Below are 17010 nucleotides of genomic sequence, written 5' to 3' on the forward strand. Positions count from 1 at the left end.
TCTCGCCATGATGGAAACTTCACGCAGCTACTGTTGCGGACATTTCCTGCTTGGAGGCTTCCTGGTCCTTCACTCCCGTCGCCTCGATGCACAGCTTGACCGCCTCACCGAGGCTCGCGGCAACGAGGTCGGCTTTCGCGCCTTCCCGCAACAATTCCAGCGCAGCCGGGTCGATTTCCTTGACCCAACAGCCCAGGATAATGGTTGCCTTCGGTAACTTTCGCCTTAGGCGTCGAACGGAGTAACGCATGTGCGCTGGTCCATTGGCATCGAGATAGACCAGGCATACGATCGCAACGCCGCTGGTATCAAGGCGGAAGACATTCGTCGTGGAGAGCGCTTCCGCCCCTTCCACTCGCGCCGCCAGGCCGTGCGTCGTCGAGAGCTGAGCCAGCATGATCGCGGCCGCCTCATCGATGCGACTGCGCCCCGCCACGCAGAGGACGGGATGTTCACCCTGCCATCCCGGCGGGAGGGATTCCTTGCTGAGAATGGGCAACGTTTCATTTGTCGCATTTTCTGCAACGCTTTCCACCGCAGACGATGCTTCCGCGTCGGTGGTTGAATTGCTTTTCGCCGGCGGCCGGTCCTCCTGATCCGAAAGGTCGCTGGCAAATTCGTTCACCGCGTCTCGAATCTTCGTTAGACGTTCCTGGTCAAGCGCGCCGCGCTCGGCATCGGCTTGCGCTAGCTGCAAACCCTTCAAGGCGACTTCATCATAGTACGAGGCCAGCGACCGTTCTTTCAGAAATTCTTCGGCCTTTTCGGCGGCTTCCGTCGGATCACCAGCCAGCATCCGCTGGTAAAATATTTCGGGGGGAGAAAGGGCCGGCCGGTCCCCGAACATGACATCAAGAAATTCCAGACGTTCCACATGACGCCCTAGCACGACAAGGCACACCGTCAGCGGCGTCGCGAGGACGAGCCCGATTGGACCCCATAGTGCAGTCCAGAACGTTGCCGACACGACCACGGCAACTGGAGAAAGCCCTGTGCTGTGGCCGTAAACCATCGGCTCGATGACATGGCCCACGACCGGCTCCACAACTAGGAAAAGCGCGAGCGTCCATAGCAGCATCGACCAGCCGGGATCGATGGCTACTGCCAACGCAAGCGGGAACGCGGCCGCGATGACGGCGCCGATGTAGGGAACGAAGCGGAGAGCTGCCGCCAGGATGCCCCAAAGGATCGCGCTTGGAATCCCGATGAGCCACAGACCTATCCCGATCACCACGCCAAATGCGCCGTTCAAGATGAGCTGAGTCAGGAACAGCCGGCTAAGGCGGCTCGCCGCGTCGTCGAGCGCCGCCGTCGTACGTTGGAGATCGGATGACCCCGCCAATCGAATGAGACGATTACGAAGATCTTCGCGTTGAAGCAGAATGAAGATGACGAAAATAATGATGATGCCGGTTGTCGCGAGAGGATGAACCAGCGGCGAGATCAAAGTCCGCAGGCTTTCCAGCGCGCCAGGATCGGGCTGGCGTACTTCTACCGGAACCGGCGCCAGCGGCGCGGGCGTGTTGAAACCAGCGACAGAGCCTGAGCCACGTGCGGATGGTGCATCCTTTGGCTTATCAAGTTCTTTGCTGAGATCCTTCAGCATGTCGGAGGCGCGTTCCAGCGTGCCCCTGCCGGCTTTTGTGTCCCGGAAGGACTGAATTTTTTCGCTTATCGTCGATTGGTAACGCGGGAGGTCTCCCGCGAGTTGCGTCAGTTGCGTGGCGAGGAGACTCCCCATCGCGAAAATCAGCGAGAAGGCAAGTATAACCACGCTCACGACGGCTAATCCGCGGGGGACATGGATACGCTGCAGTATTCCGACCAGCGGCGCCAGCACGAAGCTTAGTAGAATAGCCAAAGCAACGGGCACGAAGATATCCCGGCCAAAATAGAGCATCGAGATAATGATGACCGCAAGAATTGCAGTAGCTACTGCGCTGAGCAGCGCCATAAGTTCTTCGGTGGTACGTGCCCTAAATGGCTGTCTCGCTAAAGGCCTCATCTGCTTTCGTCCCAAACCTCGGAGCCTGCTGATGCGCTGATAAGGACACGGCGCGATCTGCATGAAAAAGCCGCTCGGGCATTACTCCGCGCGGCTTTCTCAGACGGCTGCCGTTTTCCGGTTCGCCGCTACACACACCAATAGATGAGCAGCGTAAAGGTTTCGTGCTGCGAGAAAGATAAAGCCGCGCTCGGCACTGGCCGGTCTCGGGAAGACTTTTGCTGGTGAGCACGTCTCCTATTGGCCCATCAGCGAAGTGGCGACACCCCTCACTGAGGTCAGCTTAGTGGGGCGTAGCGGACGAGAATTGCTCACGCTGAGTTCTTCGCCTTTTGACCCGGAGCAGAAGTGTTCGGTCCCAGTGTTCCACTGGGCGCCATGGGAACGATCAACGATTCGAGAGGTTGTGTCCGTGTGGCAGGTTCCACACGCCAGGAGGATGTTGTGCGTCAACTCCTTGGAATGATTGCCGCGATGATCTTGATGGCTTCTGGATTTGCGGCCCATGCCGGACAGACCGAGTATGACCCGGCCAAGGTTAGTGACAGCCTGAAGGCAGTCTTCCAATTCGGCTCGGTCTCGACCAAGAAGGCAATGAACGCCAACACGGTCACGCTGCTTACTGGTACGATCGGCGGCACCTATGTGCAGTTCGGTGCAGACCTCGCTTCCGTGCTCGACGACGACGGTAAGCTGCGCGTCCTGCCGATCACCGGTCGAGGCTCGGTGCAGAGCATCGCCGACATCCTCTTTCTTAAAGGCGTCGATCTCGGCATCGTGCGCGCCGACACGCTCGACTATCTCGAGAAGAAGGGCTTCGCCAACAACATCAAGAAGCAGTTCACCTATGTGACCAAGCTCTACAATGAGGAGATGCAGGTCATCGCACCGAAGGCAGTCAAGACTCTGAGCGATCTCGAAGGTAAGACGGTGAGCGTCGACCTGCCCAATGGCGGCACGTTTGTGACTGCACTGACAGTTTTCGAGCGGCTCGGGATCAAAGCGAACTTCGTCTATATCGAGCAGCGGATCGCAATGGAAAAGTTGAAGAAGGGCGAGCTCGACGCCGTCATCGTGGTGGGCGGCAAGCCATACCTGTCTGTCACTGCCTTCAAGAATGACGGCCCCTTTCATCTTGCTGCGGTCGCCTATTCGAAGCCCCTGCAGAGCGATTATCTGCCGGCGACGTTGACCTCGAAAGACTATCCGAACCTGATTCCCGAGGGAGAAACGGTGGAAACGATCGCGGTGCCGGCGGTGCTCGCAGCATACAATTGGGCTCCCAACACTGAACGCCGTCGCAAGCTCGCCCTGTTCGTTGACGCCTTCTTCACGAAATTCGCCGCTTTGCAGAACCCGCCCTTTCATCCCAAGTGGAAGGAGGTCTCCCTGACGGCACCACTCGCCGGCTGGAATCGCCTGCCGCTCGCACAGCAATGGCTCGACCAACACGGCCTCGAACCGGTAAAGCGAGAACGCTTTGAGGCATTCCTGCAAGAGACCCCCGCCGTCGCCAACATCCAGTCGGAGGCCGATAAGGAAGCGCTATTCCGGCAATTTCAGACCTGGGAACAAGGGAGAAACGCGCAGGCACGGATGAACTCCCAGGTGGACTCCAAGAAGGTTCGAGACCGGGACTATACCTCCCACTCCGCAATGCAAGCTGCACCTCCACGCCACCCGCCCCGCCGATCACATCCTGCAAGGCGGGCACTCGGTAGCTTGACGGGGCAAGACTCGGTGAGCAAATGCAGCCATCCGGATTTCTGCAATCGCACAAGTGAGGAAGCTTGGCGGAACCCATTCCCCGGCGCCACTCCGCCCCCCAATCGAGGACTCTCAACTTCCGATGATCCGTTTCGGAGCTCCGCTCCGACACAGCCTGTCTTCAGATAACGGAAGCCCTCCGATCACGCGCTGATGTTCGTCGACGGGCGCTTGTCGCCAGTTATTGCGCCCTCCTTCAAGACACGCGCGCCGCGCGGCGCGTGATGTTGCCGGAGGTCCGCTGCTCGCCCATCTGCGAAGTAGCGGAGCGTTTCGTTGAGGTCCGCTTAGTATGGCAAGGCGGACGAGATTTGCTCCTGCTGAGTTCTTCGCGTTTTGACCCTGGCTGTGTGAAAACGCCGTGCCTGCTATGATTCCCGTGAATCGGCGGGGCTGGCATGACTCGTTTCGTTCAAGGAGCTGATCGTGGGCAATCTACTTTGTTGCCGGAATGCCTGGACGACCGGGTTGCAGATGACAATCCGGTTCGCGTGATCGACGCCTTCGTTGCAGCCCTCGATCTGGCTGAACTTGGGTTCGGTGGCGTTGAGCCTGCCGGCACAGGTAGGCCGTCGTATCATCCGGCCGCGCTCTTAGGGCTCTACATTTACGGTTATCTCAACCGTGTCCATTCGAGCCGCCGGCTTGAGCGTGAAGCTGGCCGCAACGTCGAAGTGATGTGGCTGCTCGCCAGGCTTGCGCCAGATCACAAAACGATTGCCGATTTCCGCAAGGACAATGGTCCCGGCATCAAAAAGGTCTGCGCGAGCCTCCTCGAGGTGTGCCGCAAGATGGGCTTGCTCGCGACAGCCAGCGTTGCCATCGACGGCAGCAAATTCAAAGCAGTCAATAATCGCGATAAGAACTTCACGCGCGGCAAAGTCGAGCGGCGGCGCACGCAATTGGAGGAGAGTGTTGCGCGCTATCTCGCTCAGCTCGGCCGCTACTGGCCCATTCGCGAATTCGCAGCGCCCTCACGAATGTCCGGGTGAGCCAGGGCAGACCTGATTTTCTCACATTGAGTTCTTCGCATTTTGACCCTAAGCGGCCCTCGAACAGCGTTAGCTGGAAATCTCTGATGTAGCCCCAACGCACGCGAGGCGGGGCGTTCGGACGGGTCGCGGCCGAGCTTGGATTGTAGCTCGACGAGGTCGGTGAACACGTCAGCTTGGCGACGCAGCTCGTCGGCGATCATCGGCGGCTGGCTCGCGATCGTGGAAATCACGGTGACGCGAACGCCGCGGCGCTGCACCGCCTCCACCAGGGACCGGAAGTCGCCGTCACCCGAGAACAGCACCATCTGGTCGATATGCTCGGCGAGCTCCATGGCGTCCACGGCGCGCAAAGAAGCGCACAACAAAACGCGCAGACGGAAGGAATGGCATAAAAAATGGCGGCTCGCCGCCTAAGCTGCCTGAGCATAGAATAGCCAGGCCCAACGTGTATCGGTGCCTCGAAAATCTCTACACCGTGTTCATCCCGGACCCTGATGTAGTTGCCAGGCTGCGCGAAGGGTGGCTTCTCACCGCCTATGCGATGAGCGATGAACTTGGCGTGCTCCTTCGCCTCGCGGCGGGACGCACATTGATGTCCCACCCTGTCGCAGGCCGTGAACGCACCGGCTAGATCGAAACAATCGTTCCTGCGCCGCGTTCCTATGGGCCGCCTCTTAATCTCAGGCCGACCGTCTTGCCTGCCGACAAACGCTTGACGTTGAAGGCCACGATTTTCTGTAGGGATCGAGAACCTCGCCGCTGTCGCCGCCACGCATGAATATCGTTCGGGCCTCCGCCGCAGCATCCAGCTTTTCAGTGACCATAAGGAACATTTCGCCGGCAGTGCTGGTGCCCGCCGCGATCTGCCGCGGCCGAACGTCGATGACCTAAAGGGCATCGGCCATAAGTGTCAGCATCGAATACCAAGCAAGCATAACAACTCCGGTCCAGGGCTGACGATGTTGCGCGGCCGCAAAGCCTTGCGGAGCGCGCAGATTAAGCTTCCGTGGCAGCCCGGGTTATCGATTTCGCCTTGGCGAAGCCGCGTCGGCGATAGGAACGAAATTACCGGAGGCCGCTTGGTCGCTAAAGGAATCGCAGCATGAAACTCCTTCGTCTCGCTCTCGCCATGACTATCGTCCTTCCCTGTGCCGCGTTCGCTCAAGGCGGAGGAGGTGGAGGCGGTAGCGGCGGAGGCGGCGGCGGCGGCGGGTCCGCTGGTGGAAGCGCCGGTGGAGCAGCCTCTTCAGCTGCGGGCAGCGCCGGCGCGACCTCTTCTCCTTCAGCCACGGGAAGTGCCGCCTCCGGCGCAGCAAATTCCGCCGGCACAATTTCGGGGATGACCGGCGGCCCAACCGGCACCGCGGCAGCTCCCGGAGCAGCCCCGTCAATTAACCAGGGGACGGGAGAAAGAAACGGCTCGGCCACGGGCGTACAGGCACCCGGCACCAATGCCGCCGGTACCGCGACCTCATCCGGATCTCCAGGCGATAGCGCGCGGAGCACGGCGCCTGCAGGCGGCATCGGTAGAACGACGACAACCAACACCCAGGACAGCGACGCTAAAATAGATCAAGAGAACACCAAGGCAGACAGAACGGTGGGGAAGATTTGCAAAAACTGCTGAAAGTCGTTTTGTATACGCTCCTTATTGCAGCACTCCCCGTCGTTCAAACGGCAGATGCGAAAAGCCGGCGCCACTATCACCGCGCGCAGCCCGCGGCTGCCGGTCAGCAAGATCCTAGACCTGCTGCGGAGCTTCGCGATCCCGCGGACAAGGCTCTGGATAAGAAGATCAAAAGTATCTGCCGGGGCTGTTAAGCCGTGTGCTCATCAAGCGGCTGACCGCAGAAAGTCCGCTCAACCCCAACAGGGGCGCCAGCCGAGAGCCGGGAACTAGCTGTCCGGTCCTAGGTTATTTTAGTTCAATGAACGCCGCGCCGGACGCGTTGGCTACGACGTAAATTGCACAATATCAAGGAACACTTCCGTGCATCGATCGATCGCAATTGCTTTCTCACTGACCTTCTCTTTCATCCCCGCCACCACGTCGGCCGAGCAATGCGAGGACAAGCTCCAGCAGGACAAATCCCAGCAGAACTCAGCCGACGAGGCTCAGGTGAGGGGCGATCTCAAGGCCGGTTCGCAATGCGCCACTCCAGGCGATAAGGAAGAGTCAGCAAAGAAGAACGAGGACAGAGCCGCAAAGCTCAAGAGCGAAGGGAAGGTGGAAGACGACCTCACTGCCAGCGGTCAGCCACATACCAAGGAATAGAGGCAAACCGCGTTGCTGCGTGCCTCCTCCGCAATTTGCGTCTGCTTAGGGGCACGAGCGGCAGAAAACTGAGCAGAATAAGACCCTAGCCGCCCCTTCGAAAAGGACTTCGGTCGGCTGGTCGACCGCGCTGCCGCCGACAAGGCTGTCAATCGGCCTGTAAATTTGGCTCTGACGCAATTTTGGTGCAGCTCCGATTATTCTGCACCGATTAGCCTGGCCTGAAGGAGATCGATTTTCCCGCGACCGTACATCTGCCTTCTCACGAGCTTGAGGCGGGTGATCTGACCTTCAGTCTGTCCGTTGGACCAGGGCGAAGTGATTGCCGCCCGAACCGCCGCTTCATCCTTCGTGACGCCGCTGGCGAAGGAAGTCACGAGACTGGCGCGGGCGCGGTCGATCCACGGCGTGAGCCCTGCTTCGGCTCTGCGTCGGATCATCAAGTGGAATTCGGCGATGATCTCGCGAGCCTCGACCAAGGATGGTACGCCAGCTTCGATTGCCGCGACCGTGACGGTCTCTGCTTTCGTGAGCAGATCTCCGCCGATTGTCATGAGGCGCGCGATCGTTCTGGCCGATGGAATCCGCTGAAGGTTTCGTGCGTCGGGCTTTTCAGCCCTTCGTCTGCGGGTCGCCCACTCGCTGATGACGCGGAGCGAGCCTCTGAAGCCACGCGCCGTTAAACGACGCCAAAGTTCAGCCCCGTTTCGGCAGCCGGACGCCCACTGATCGTCGAGCCACGGCAAGTGTAAGTCCAACGAACTTTGCCGGGTCCGGAAGACATCGTGTCGTTCGCCGCGAATCGCCTGCCGTACCAGCTGCCTGCTGTGACCAGTCTGACGCACGATCTGCTTGATAGGTATGCCATTCTTCGACAGAGCCAGGATAGCCGCATTGGTCTCCTCGCGGCGCAGATAACCCTCATACTGGATCCGCTCTGCGGCTGTTAGCAGCTTGGGATCAATCGTGGTCGCGCCGATCACTGTGCGTATCTGGCGCATCGATTTGCGAACGGCATCGAGGAAGGCCCGACTGGCGTTCTCCATCAGATGCCAACGATCTGCAACCTGTACCGCATGCGGTAAGGCTCTTGCTGTCGCTTCGCCATATCCCCCACCACGGTCACGGGCAACGATCGCGATCGTGGGATGAGCAGCGAGCCAGGCTTGGGCAGTTGCGGGCTCCCGATCCGGGAGCAGGGTGACTACTCGGCGCCGCTCCAGGTTGCAGATGATGCTGGCGTATCTGTGGTTGCGCCGCCAGGCCCAATCATCAATGCCGATAACCCTGAGCGGATCAGCTGGCGGACGGCTACGGCGTCGGACCACGCGAAGGAGCGTATCCTTGCTCACCGGCAGCATTAGCCGTTTTGCGAAGCCTGCTGCCGGTCGACCGCCAAGTGCCAGACCGAGGTGATGGACGATAGAGTCCAGCCTTGCCGTGCGTCGCGCCGACGGTGCCAGCACCCCTTCGGCGAAGCGCTCGGTGAAGATTTGGCGCCCGCATAGGACGGCGCCGCAACGGAAGCGACGAGCAATCACCAGAAGCTGTACGATCCGCCCCGAAAGGGGAAGATCAGTCACACGACGCCGGTATCGGCTATGGACGCGTCGGGAAACCGTTCCGCAAGATGGGCACAGACCAATGCTTCCCGACGCCCGGACCGCAATAACAGCCTTATCACCTTCGTAGTACGCACTCTCTACAACAAATCCACTCGGCACCAGACTGGAGCGCTGGAGTGCCTGCTGCATGGCGCTGATTCTCCCCCAAATCAAAGCGCCAGACATCCCTCGAACTGCATCAAAAGTGAGTCAGAGCCAATTTTGGACGCCGATCCCCCGGCTTATGGAGTGGGCCCTCCAGGGGGACAGGTTGGCTTTCAATAATTGACCGGACGGCCGGGCTTTCAGAGGATGAAGGCCCATGGCAAAGCACCGAACCCACAGCGTCGAGTTCAAACGGCAGGTGTCGCAAGAGTATCTGAGCGGCGAGACGCTGCACGGGCTCGCGAAGCGGCATGACATCTCCCGCAATCTGATCCGGATCTGGGTCGAGAAGTTTCAGGCAGGCGCTCTCGATGAAGATTTGGCGGCGGCCGATCTTCTCCAGGATTATGAGGCGCGAATTGCCGCCCTCGAGAGGCTGGTCGGGAAACAGGCCCTGGAGCTCGAGTTTCTAAAGGGGGCTCTGCATGCACGACCGCGGAGGAGAAGCGAGCCTACATCCGCGATCACCGGCCCCGCGGCCTCTCCGTCACGGAAGGATGTCGGCTGATGGGGATTGCGCGCTCGACTTACTATGACCGCTCTGAGAAGGCGGCCGATGATACTGCGATCGTTGAGGCGATCGCCACTATCTGCGACGAGTTCGAGCACTATGGCTGGCGTCGCGTCCAGGCTGCGCTTCGCCAGCAGGGCCTGATCGTTAATCACAAGAAGATCCGCCGCCTGATGCGTGAGCATGACCTTCAGCCGAGATTACGTCGCCGCTTCATGGTGACAACAGACAGCGATCACGGTCAGCCGACCTTCCCGAATCTCGCCACCGACATCACTCCCACCGGTACCGACCAACTCTGGGTGGCCGATATCACATATGTCGCCATCGCCGGCGGCTTTGTCTATGTCGCCGTCATCTTGGATGCCTGGTCACGGCGAGTGGTCGGATACGCCATCAGCCGCTCGATCGACGCCCGGCTGACGCTCGCGGCCCTGGCCGCCGCGATCGAAGGCCGCAAACCACCTCCCGGCTGCGTGCATCATTCCGATCGTGGATCACAATACGCTGCGGCTGCCTATCGCGATCATCTTGCCGCCCACGGCTTGATCGGCTCCATGGGCCGGCGCGGCAACCCATACGACAATGCCACGGCGGAGAGCTTCATGAAGACACTCAAGGTCGAAGCCGTTTATCCGATGGCATTCGAAACCTTCATCGACGTTGCCGAAAACCTTCCGCGCTTCCTTGAGGAGGTTTACAACGGTCGACGGCTTCACTCGGCACTCGGTTATCTCAGTCCTATGCAATTCGAGGATCAACACACCCGGCGAACGGTCAAACCAGCAGCCTGACCCCGTCTGCTCCGAGGCGCCCACTCCATGCACAATTTCCGCCGGGACAAAAAGTTTCATTGGGATCAGCCCGCAGACCGTGCGCAAACGATCGCGCCAGCGCGAGCCGCTCGAGATCCGCTGCTGACGCCGGCGACGTTCGCGAGCTGCCGCTATTCGAGCGCAAGGCCGAACTCGGCAAGCTGCTACGCCGGCGGCCCAGGGCATCTTCGTGGCGCCCTTCGAGCCCGGCGCGATCGGTCCGGATCTGCTCGATGCGGCCTGCCGCATGAACCTCGAGGGATCGTTTCCAAGCACCGCGAAAGGAGCTGTCGGCCGCGGACGTGCGACTGGATCAAGGTCACGAACCGGGCGCCTCCGGCGATGTCGCGCCGGTTCGAACAAAACAGGGCCGCGCCAGGACTCGCCGCGCGGCCTCGTGGTGCGTTTAAAAGCACCCCGCCCGCACCTCGACGGCCTCGAGCACGAGAAAACCGCCACAGTTGCCTGGCGGTTTTCTCGCAACGCCTGATCTCCCAACCAGGGCAGGCGCCGCGGTTTCGCGGCAATTCGGTCTGACGAACTAAGGCCCCGCGGAGTGACGCTCCGCAGGGCCCGGCTGTTCAAAGCCTTCACGCTCTGACCGATCAGTCGATGATCTTGACGACGCGGCGCGTGCGCGGCTCGACGATGACGCGGCGATCATTCACGACCGCGTAGCGATACTCGGTGTAGTTCGGCACCGGGCGCAAGACCACGGTTGGGGGCAACGGCTCGCCGACGACGACGCGCTCGTGGATCACGACGGAGTCGTCGCGCGGAATTCCGCCGAGCACGGCATTCGGAATTTCGAGGCCGGCGCCAACGGCCGCACCGACGGTGCCGCCGACCATCGCGCCGACCGGGCCACCGACGTCGCCACCCGCACGTGCGCCGTCCCTGGCGCCCTGTTCAGTCGTCGACTGGGCAAAGGCTGCACTCGACGCCAGCAGCGACACAGCAGCCAACGAAATCGCAAGACGGGTTTTCATGTCCACACTCTCCAGTGGTTGTTGATGCGCCGTCAACCACGGGGTCGGACCATTGTTCCGGTTCCCGCATGATGAAAGGCACGTCAAATCTGGAGACTGTTACCGCGTAACAGTTCAGGCCGCGGCGATCTCGTGCCCGTCATCAGTTCCAGTGCGCGCGCCATTGCGGAATGATCCGAGGCCTTGGCGCCATGCGCGGCGCAGAACGAGAATAATTGCTGTCACCGCTTGCAGCGACAGACCGAGCGCGCGCGCCTACCGGGCCGACAGTGCAACGCCGCCGGCTATCAATCCGCCCGACCATCGAGCGAGGTCTCGACCGCCCAGGGCCGGTGCAAGTTGGCGGCTGTCCCACTAGTCTCGAAATAAAACGCTGCCGGGCTCGAAATACATGTCCCGGCAGCGTCTCATTCTCAAACTGAGCTCTGAAATCCCAGTTAGCTTGAATTGTGCAATGGCCGTGCCACACGTCTCTGACGCTTGCGAAGTGCACGCTGGGGGCGCATCCCGGCTGGAATTCAGCGCCTCCCCGTTGCATATTTTCGCTCATGGAGACGCGTGAAGATTTCTTGCTCCGGCTGGCGGGCGTCCTGGATGAAATCGGGGCGGACCAGCAAGTGATCATTCACAGCCGGTACGTTGAACACGCATTCGGCGGAAGGGGTGCGATCGCAATTGCAGGGGCCCAAGTGTTCGCCCGCGCTCACGGCTGCACATTCTCTTACGACCGCATCAAGCGCCAAGGTGTATTTTCCCGGTCTTATCCGGCGGGCGGGCGGGCGTGAAGCTTTCGATTCCCGCGGGGCGACGCCAGAGGCCCCAGCCGAGAGGGCACGGCCAGGGCCTTTGCGTCAGCCCTGCCTGGACGGTTGCAGGACCGAAGACCGACTCCTTCGCTAAGACCAGCGCAAGCGACCTCGCCGACATGTTGCGCATGGGCGAGGCCGCCTGCGACGCGGGCTCCGCGGCCGGGGGTAGGCTCGAACCCGGTGCCAGATAACGTTAACGGACTGGAGTGAGAACAATGATTGCTCGAAGGGGGGCACTCAGTTCGGCTTAGCAGAGGTTGGCCCGGTCTTTTAAGGGGCCGGCCGTCGGCGCGAGCTACTGCCGGTCGTGGGTGTTGCGAGCGGGCCTCAGTGCGCCGAAAAGTGCGCTTAGGTCAATGTCGCTTTCTTTTCGCACACAACCAAGCACGATATAGCGTCACCACAGGTTGCATAAGCAGGGGATGCTTGTGGGTTGGGCGGAACATTCATATCGGTTCGGCTTTGTCGTGCTGTCGATCTTCAGCGCTTTGGGGGTGGTATGGATGATTCTATCGCTGTGAGCCGTGCTACGCGGGGCCATAGCACATATCTTGCGGTTTGGTCTTGGTGTGTGTTGTTCGGCTGGATTGCGCTTCTAACGTGCGCTGCCGACGCGATCGCTAACCTTCCCTGGTAATGCCTCGACCGCTCAACACAATGGCGTTTTCTTTGCTCAGCGTAGCCACCAGCACCGCTGCAAAACCCAGCCGACATACGTACGACAGTCATAGGACCGCACCCCGAAGACTGTCAGGGTAGTCCTTCGGCCCCTTCAAAATTTTCGTGTCATCGTTGGCGCGTGCGGTCGCTAGTTCGTGACTGGAAGCCAAGTCACATGCTTGATGAGTAAGCGTCGTTCCGCTCCCACCTTTTCGGGGCAGATGGGATAGGCGAGTTTCACGATCTCTTTGAAGGGATCGGTTTGTGTCTATGTTTGACCATACGCTTAAGTCGGATGTAACGGCGCGCCGGCTGGAAGTGATCACGGAGACGGGACGACGTCGTTGGTTCTCCAAGGACGACAAGGCCCGGATTGTCGAGGAGACGCTGGTACCAGGCGCGGTCGTTTCCGAGATTGCCCGGCGACACGGGCTGACCCCACAACAAGTGTTCACTTGGCGCCGGCAAGCGCGCCGGCAGCCGGCGCCGATGGCTAACGATCCGCAGTTTGTACCTGCGGTGGTAGACGCCATGGCGCCGGTCGCGGTTGCGGGCCGTGAGCGCAAGACAGCGCGACGGAAGGCCAAGCCGGATGTTGGGGGCATCGAGATCGAAGCCGAAGGCGTCACTATCCGGGTCGGCCAAGGCGCGGACGTGGCGATGATTGCGGCCATCGTCCATGCGTTGAAGGCAAGCCGGTGATCGGCCCGTCCGGCACTGTCCGGGTGATGGTGGCAACCAAGCCAGTCGACTTCCGCAAGGGAATGGAAGGGCTTGCTATGTTGGTACGCGAGCACATGAAGGCCGATCCGTTCTCGGGTGCTGTTTATGTCTTCCGTGCCAAGCGCGCGGACCGGATCAAGCTGATCTTCTGGGATGGTACGGGTTTGTGCCTGTTCGCCAAGCGGCTCGAGGAAGGCGTCTTCCGCTGGCCGAAGATCGAGGATGGCGTGATGCGTTTGTCAGCGGCAGAATTGTCGGCGCTGCTCGAAGGGCTCGATTGGCGGCGTGTCCACGCGGCACGGGAGACGGTCGTCCCGACGCAAGCCGGATAATTGTGGGCCGCGCTGCGGCGAAGTGAATCAGAGGCATCGAGTACGTCGTCAGGCGGGCGCGAATATGCTCTGATTTGCCCGTGAGCGATAACCTTCCTGATGATCCCGAGACGCTGAAGGCGATGCTGCTTGCCGAGCGGCACGAGAGCGAGCGGCTGCGCCAGATCATCAAGGAATTGCAGCGTCATCGCTTTGGCCGGAGGGCGGAGTCGCTTCCTGAGGAACAGATGCTGCTGGGCCTCGAGGACGTCGAGCAGGTCGCGGCCTCTGCCGAGGCCGGTCAGGACGAGACCGCCCCGGAAGGTCGGGCGGAACGGGCGCGCAAGCGCCGCGTCAACCGCGGGGCACTGCCGGCGCATCTGCCGCGGATCGAGGTCGTCGTCGACATCGACGACAAGACCTGCCCCTGCTGCCAGGGCGAACTGCATCGGATCGGTGAAGACAAGAGCGAGCGGCTGGACATGGTGCCGGCGCAGTTCCGCGTTGTCGTTACCCGGCGTCCCAAATACGCCTGTCGTGCCTGCGAGGATGGTGTCGTGCAGGCCGAGGCTCCGGCCCGGCTGATCGAGGGCGGCCTGCCGACCGAGGCCACGGTCGCCCAGGTTCTGGTGTCCAAATATGCCGATCATCTGCCGCTCTACCGGCAGGCCCAGATCTATGCCCGCCAGGGCATCGCTCTCGATCGATCGACGCTGGCGGACTGGGTTGGGCATGCCGCCTTCCACCTGCGCTCGCTGCATGAGCGCCTTCTCACGATGCTTCGAGCGAGGTCCAAGCTGTTCGCCGACGAGACGACGGTGCCGGTGCTCGATCCCGGTCGAGGGCGCACCAAGACCGGCCAGCTCTGGGCCTATGCCGCCGACGACAGGCCCTGGGGCGGCCTCGATCCGCCCGGCATCGCCTATGTCTATGCACCCGACCGCAAGGCCGAGCGGTTGTTCAGCCATCTTGCCGGCTACAAGGGCGTCCTGCAGGTCGATGGCTACACCGCCTATCCAAAGCTTGCCGAGCGCGGCGAGGTCGAGCTCGCCTTCTGCTGGGTGCACATGCGGCGCAACTTCTACGAACTCGCGACGGCGGGCCCCGCGCCGATCGCAAGCGAGGCGCTGAAGCACATTGCCGCATTCTACGCGATCGAGAAGGAGATCCGCGGCCGCAGCCCGGAGGAGCGCCGTCTCGTGCGTCAGCAGAAAAGCCGACCGCTGGCCGATGCCTTCGAGGCTTGGCTACGCGCCAAGCTGGCTCTCATCAGCCAGAAGATCAAGCTCGCCGCCGCCATCCGCTACGCTCTCTCGCGCTGGCAGGGGCTGACGCGCTTCATCGATGACGGTCGCATCGAGCTCGACAACAATACGGTCGAACGATCGATCCGCGGCATCAAGCTCAGTCGCAAGAACGCGCTGTTTGCCGGATCCGACGGTGGTGCCGAACACTGGCGGTCGTCGCGTCCCTGGTCGAGACCTGCAAGCTCAACGACGTCGATCCGCTTGCCTATCTCACCGACGTCCTGACCAGGATCGTCAGTGGTCATCCGAACCGCGACATCGACCAGCTATTGCCTTGGGCCTACCGCACTCAGTTCCTCAAAGCCGTGGCCTGATAACGACGCTTACCTTGATGACGCATTTTGCCTGGGAACATCGCGCCCAATCGTAGAGGCTCCGAATGCGCGGGCTGCTGGCGATTCGTGGGTGTGCAAAAGGAGTGATCCGATGTGCCGATTCAGCCACAGCAACAGAGATTAAGACTTGGACTGGGAACGTCCGGACGGAGCCCGGCTTGTGTTCCGCGACGGTCTCTGTCCCAAGACCAGAGCCTGTCCGGAGGCCCCAGCATCATCATGCCCCGGGCCCCGATGCTGGGGCCGTTTTTTGTGCGAGGCGCCGATTGGACGAGACCTGGAGAGTGGTGCTGGCGATCGGTGCGACGGCTATTGTCGTCGGCGGCGCCTTCCTTGCCATCCGGTTTATCATCGGATTGCACCTTTGATTCGATCCGGTGCACGAGCGCGAGCTACTGCCTGTCGTGGGTGTGAAAGGCCGATTGCACAGGAAGCGCGACCGGCAGCAGCTCACGACCCCGATGTGGACTTAGGAAGTTGGAGGTCTAGGGCGTTTGGGATGATGGGTCATTTGGTTCTCTGATAGGTCGATTATCAGGCGGTAGCTTGGGACTAGAGCAGAATGCCATTTTTCAATTGTCTCGCCGCAGACGGCGCACTCGAAACTACTGAACTCTCGCTCGCAGGCCATGCGTTCGGTACGGCGATAAACCGCACCGCACTTGCAGCGCCTCTGGTCCTCTCTTCCCACGCGCCGAATATGCGCCTTGAATTGATCCTGTGCCAGCTAATCCGTAATTGGATCGGCGGCCGGGAGTATCCTAGACTGGTTCCGCGCACGCGCGCATGAACGGGAACGTGCGGACCAACGATGACAGAGGCAGGCAAAGAAGCTCCTCCCGAACCGCAAGAGCGAGGCCCGCATCCTTCATGCCCCCATTGCCATGGAGAGTTGGCTGTTGCGTTTTCGGCATTCGATCCCCGCAAGAAACAAAACGTCCGGGTGTTTGAATGTCGGAGGTGCCACAGGCAAGTTTGGGAGGATGAGATAGCGTGAGGCCGCCTCGGTAGGAAACGGCTATACATTCTCGGCGCTAGCTCGTCGGCAAGGGCTCCTTATGTTCGACTTCGATCTATTTTCCAAACGCGAATGGGCGACGATGATTGTCGCTTTCGTGGCTGTAACCGCTCTCGCCCTCTACGGTTTTTTCACGTTTCTCGACTACCTGGCGCCGCGCCTGTAAGGCCGCCTCAGTTGGCGGCTTTCTCTGGGCGGGAAGATGGCCCCACACGCGCCGGGGGCCTATCACGTCGTACTCGAACGCTACCCCCTCGGGATCGTTCTCATCGAGCCAATCCTTGGCAGCGTCTTCGGTCGCGAAAACCTTGAGATGCTCGACGTCACCGACCTGCTTGGCGGTGTTCACGTAGATGAAAACCTATTGATCGTTTTTACCTTATGGCGTGCCAAAGGCGGAGAGTCGGCCCCGACTGCAGGGGTGATTGCGGGGATAGGTCGAGGCCGCTCCGCCAGCTCGGCGGCGAGCCGGCAAAGCCGTAACAGTGTCTGAGGTCGCTGGTTCCTGAGCGGCCATACTCCGCCGCTAAACTGTGAGAACACCGGCGCGATTTAAATACCAGCCAATAGCTGTCCCGGATGGCCGCAGTGGGGGCTGGAACCACCCTGCGGCGCGCCGAATGCCTTTGCGCCTTGTCGCCGTCCGTCCTGGCGGTCTGGTCTGTGTCCGGGCGTTGTGGCCTCATTTTGAAGAGGGCCGCTTTCGTAGGAATAGACCAGC

Annotated in this window: 10 protein-coding genes and 4 pseudogenes; 8 read left to right on the forward strand and 6 right to left on the reverse strand. The window is 61.0% G+C overall.

Annotated elements, in window-relative coordinates:
- Positions 1–19: 19 nt before the first annotated feature.
- Positions 20–1954, reverse strand: coding sequence for an AI-2E family transporter (locus AB7245_RS46295; RefSeq protein ID WP_439035952.1), 1935 nt, complete (start codon positions 1952–1954; stop codon positions 20–22).
- Positions 1955–2449: 495 nt separating this feature from the next.
- Here AB7245_RS46295 and AB7245_RS46300 point away from each other — a divergent pair.
- Both AB7245_RS46300 and AB7245_RS46305 read left to right on the forward strand, forming a co-directional pair.
- Positions 2450–3577 (forward strand): annotated as a pseudogene (locus AB7245_RS46300) (TAXI family TRAP transporter solute-binding subunit); the annotation flags it as partial.
- A 593-nt stretch (positions 3578–4170) separates the two neighbouring features.
- Positions 4171–4710: pseudogene (locus AB7245_RS46305) on the forward strand (transposase); the annotation flags it as partial.
- Between the two features lie 5 nt (positions 4711–4715).
- On the opposite strand, the pseudogene AB7245_RS46310 reads toward AB7245_RS46305, so the two are convergent.
- Together AB7245_RS46310 and AB7245_RS46315 are read right to left on the reverse strand one after the other, a co-directional pair.
- A pseudogene (locus tag AB7245_RS46310) lies at positions 4716–5111 on the reverse strand (NYN domain-containing protein); the annotation flags it as partial.
- A complete protein-coding gene (locus tag AB7245_RS46315; RefSeq protein WP_439035953.1) occupies positions 4994–5665 on the reverse strand; it encodes a DUF6894 family protein in 672 nt (223 codons plus the stop codon). The pseudogene AB7245_RS46310 and the gene AB7245_RS46315, both read right to left, overlap by 118 nt.
- Before the next feature lie 1092 nt (positions 5666–6757).
- On the opposite strand from AB7245_RS46315, the gene AB7245_RS46320 reads away from it, so the two are divergent.
- Entirely contained in the window at positions 6758–7042 is a 285-nt protein-coding gene (locus AB7245_RS46320) for a hypothetical protein (RefSeq protein ID WP_162478977.1), read from the forward strand.
- Positions 7043–7239: 197 nt separating this feature from the next.
- On the opposite strand, the gene AB7245_RS46325 is transcribed toward AB7245_RS46320, so the two are convergent.
- Positions 7240–8796, reverse strand: a complete 1557-nt coding sequence (locus tag AB7245_RS46325; protein WP_135217323.1) for an ISL3 family transposase — start codon at positions 8794–8796, stop codon at positions 7240–7242.
- 172 nt (positions 8797–8968) lie between these two features.
- Here AB7245_RS46325 and AB7245_RS46330 point away from each other — a divergent pair, with 172 nt between their 5' ends.
- Entirely contained in the window at positions 8969–9319 is a 351-nt protein-coding gene (locus AB7245_RS46330; protein ID WP_063981905.1) for a transposase, read from the forward strand.
- Positions 9268–10116, forward strand: a complete 849-nt coding sequence (locus AB7245_RS46335) for an IS3 family transposase (RefSeq protein ID WP_283019028.1) — start codon at positions 9268–9270, stop codon at positions 10114–10116. The genes AB7245_RS46330 and AB7245_RS46335 overlap by 52 nt, the downstream gene beginning before the upstream one ends.
- 626 nt (positions 10117–10742) lie before the next feature.
- Here AB7245_RS46335 and AB7245_RS46340 read toward each other — a convergent pair.
- Positions 10743–11126 (reverse strand): DUF1236 domain-containing protein, encoded by a 384-nt coding sequence (locus AB7245_RS46340; protein ID WP_231145605.1) that lies wholly within the window; start codon positions 11124–11126, stop codon positions 10743–10745.
- Positions 11127–12865: 1739 nt separating this feature from the next.
- Here AB7245_RS46340 and tnpA point away from each other — a divergent pair.
- From tnpA to tnpC, 3 genes and pseudogenes are all read left to right on the forward strand, one after another.
- A complete protein-coding gene (tnpA, locus tag AB7245_RS46345; protein ID WP_063980519.1) occupies positions 12866–13297 on the forward strand; it encodes an IS66-like element accessory protein TnpA in 432 nt (143 codons plus the stop codon).
- On the forward strand, positions 13294–13650 hold the full coding sequence (tnpB, locus tag AB7245_RS46350) for an IS66 family insertion sequence element accessory protein TnpB (protein WP_063980520.1): 357 nt from the start codon (positions 13294–13296) through the stop codon (positions 13648–13650). Before tnpA ends, tnpB begins: the two co-directional genes overlap by 4 nt.
- A gap of 122 nt (positions 13651–13772) precedes the next feature.
- Positions 13773–15250, forward strand: a pseudogene (gene tnpC, locus AB7245_RS46355) (IS66 family transposase).
- A gap of 1094 nt (positions 15251–16344) precedes the next feature.
- Here tnpC and AB7245_RS46360 read toward each other — a convergent pair.
- Positions 16345–16638, reverse strand: coding sequence for a hypothetical protein (locus AB7245_RS46360; protein WP_439035954.1), 294 nt, complete (start codon positions 16636–16638; stop codon positions 16345–16347).
- Between the last annotated feature and the right edge of the window lie 372 nt (positions 16639–17010).

Origin of the sequence: Bradyrhizobium sp. 604_D8_N2_3 (genome assembly GCF_051810765.1) — a bacterium.
In the GTDB taxonomy this organism is placed as follows: Bacteria; Pseudomonadota; Alphaproteobacteria; order Rhizobiales; family Xanthobacteraceae; genus Bradyrhizobium; species Bradyrhizobium barranii.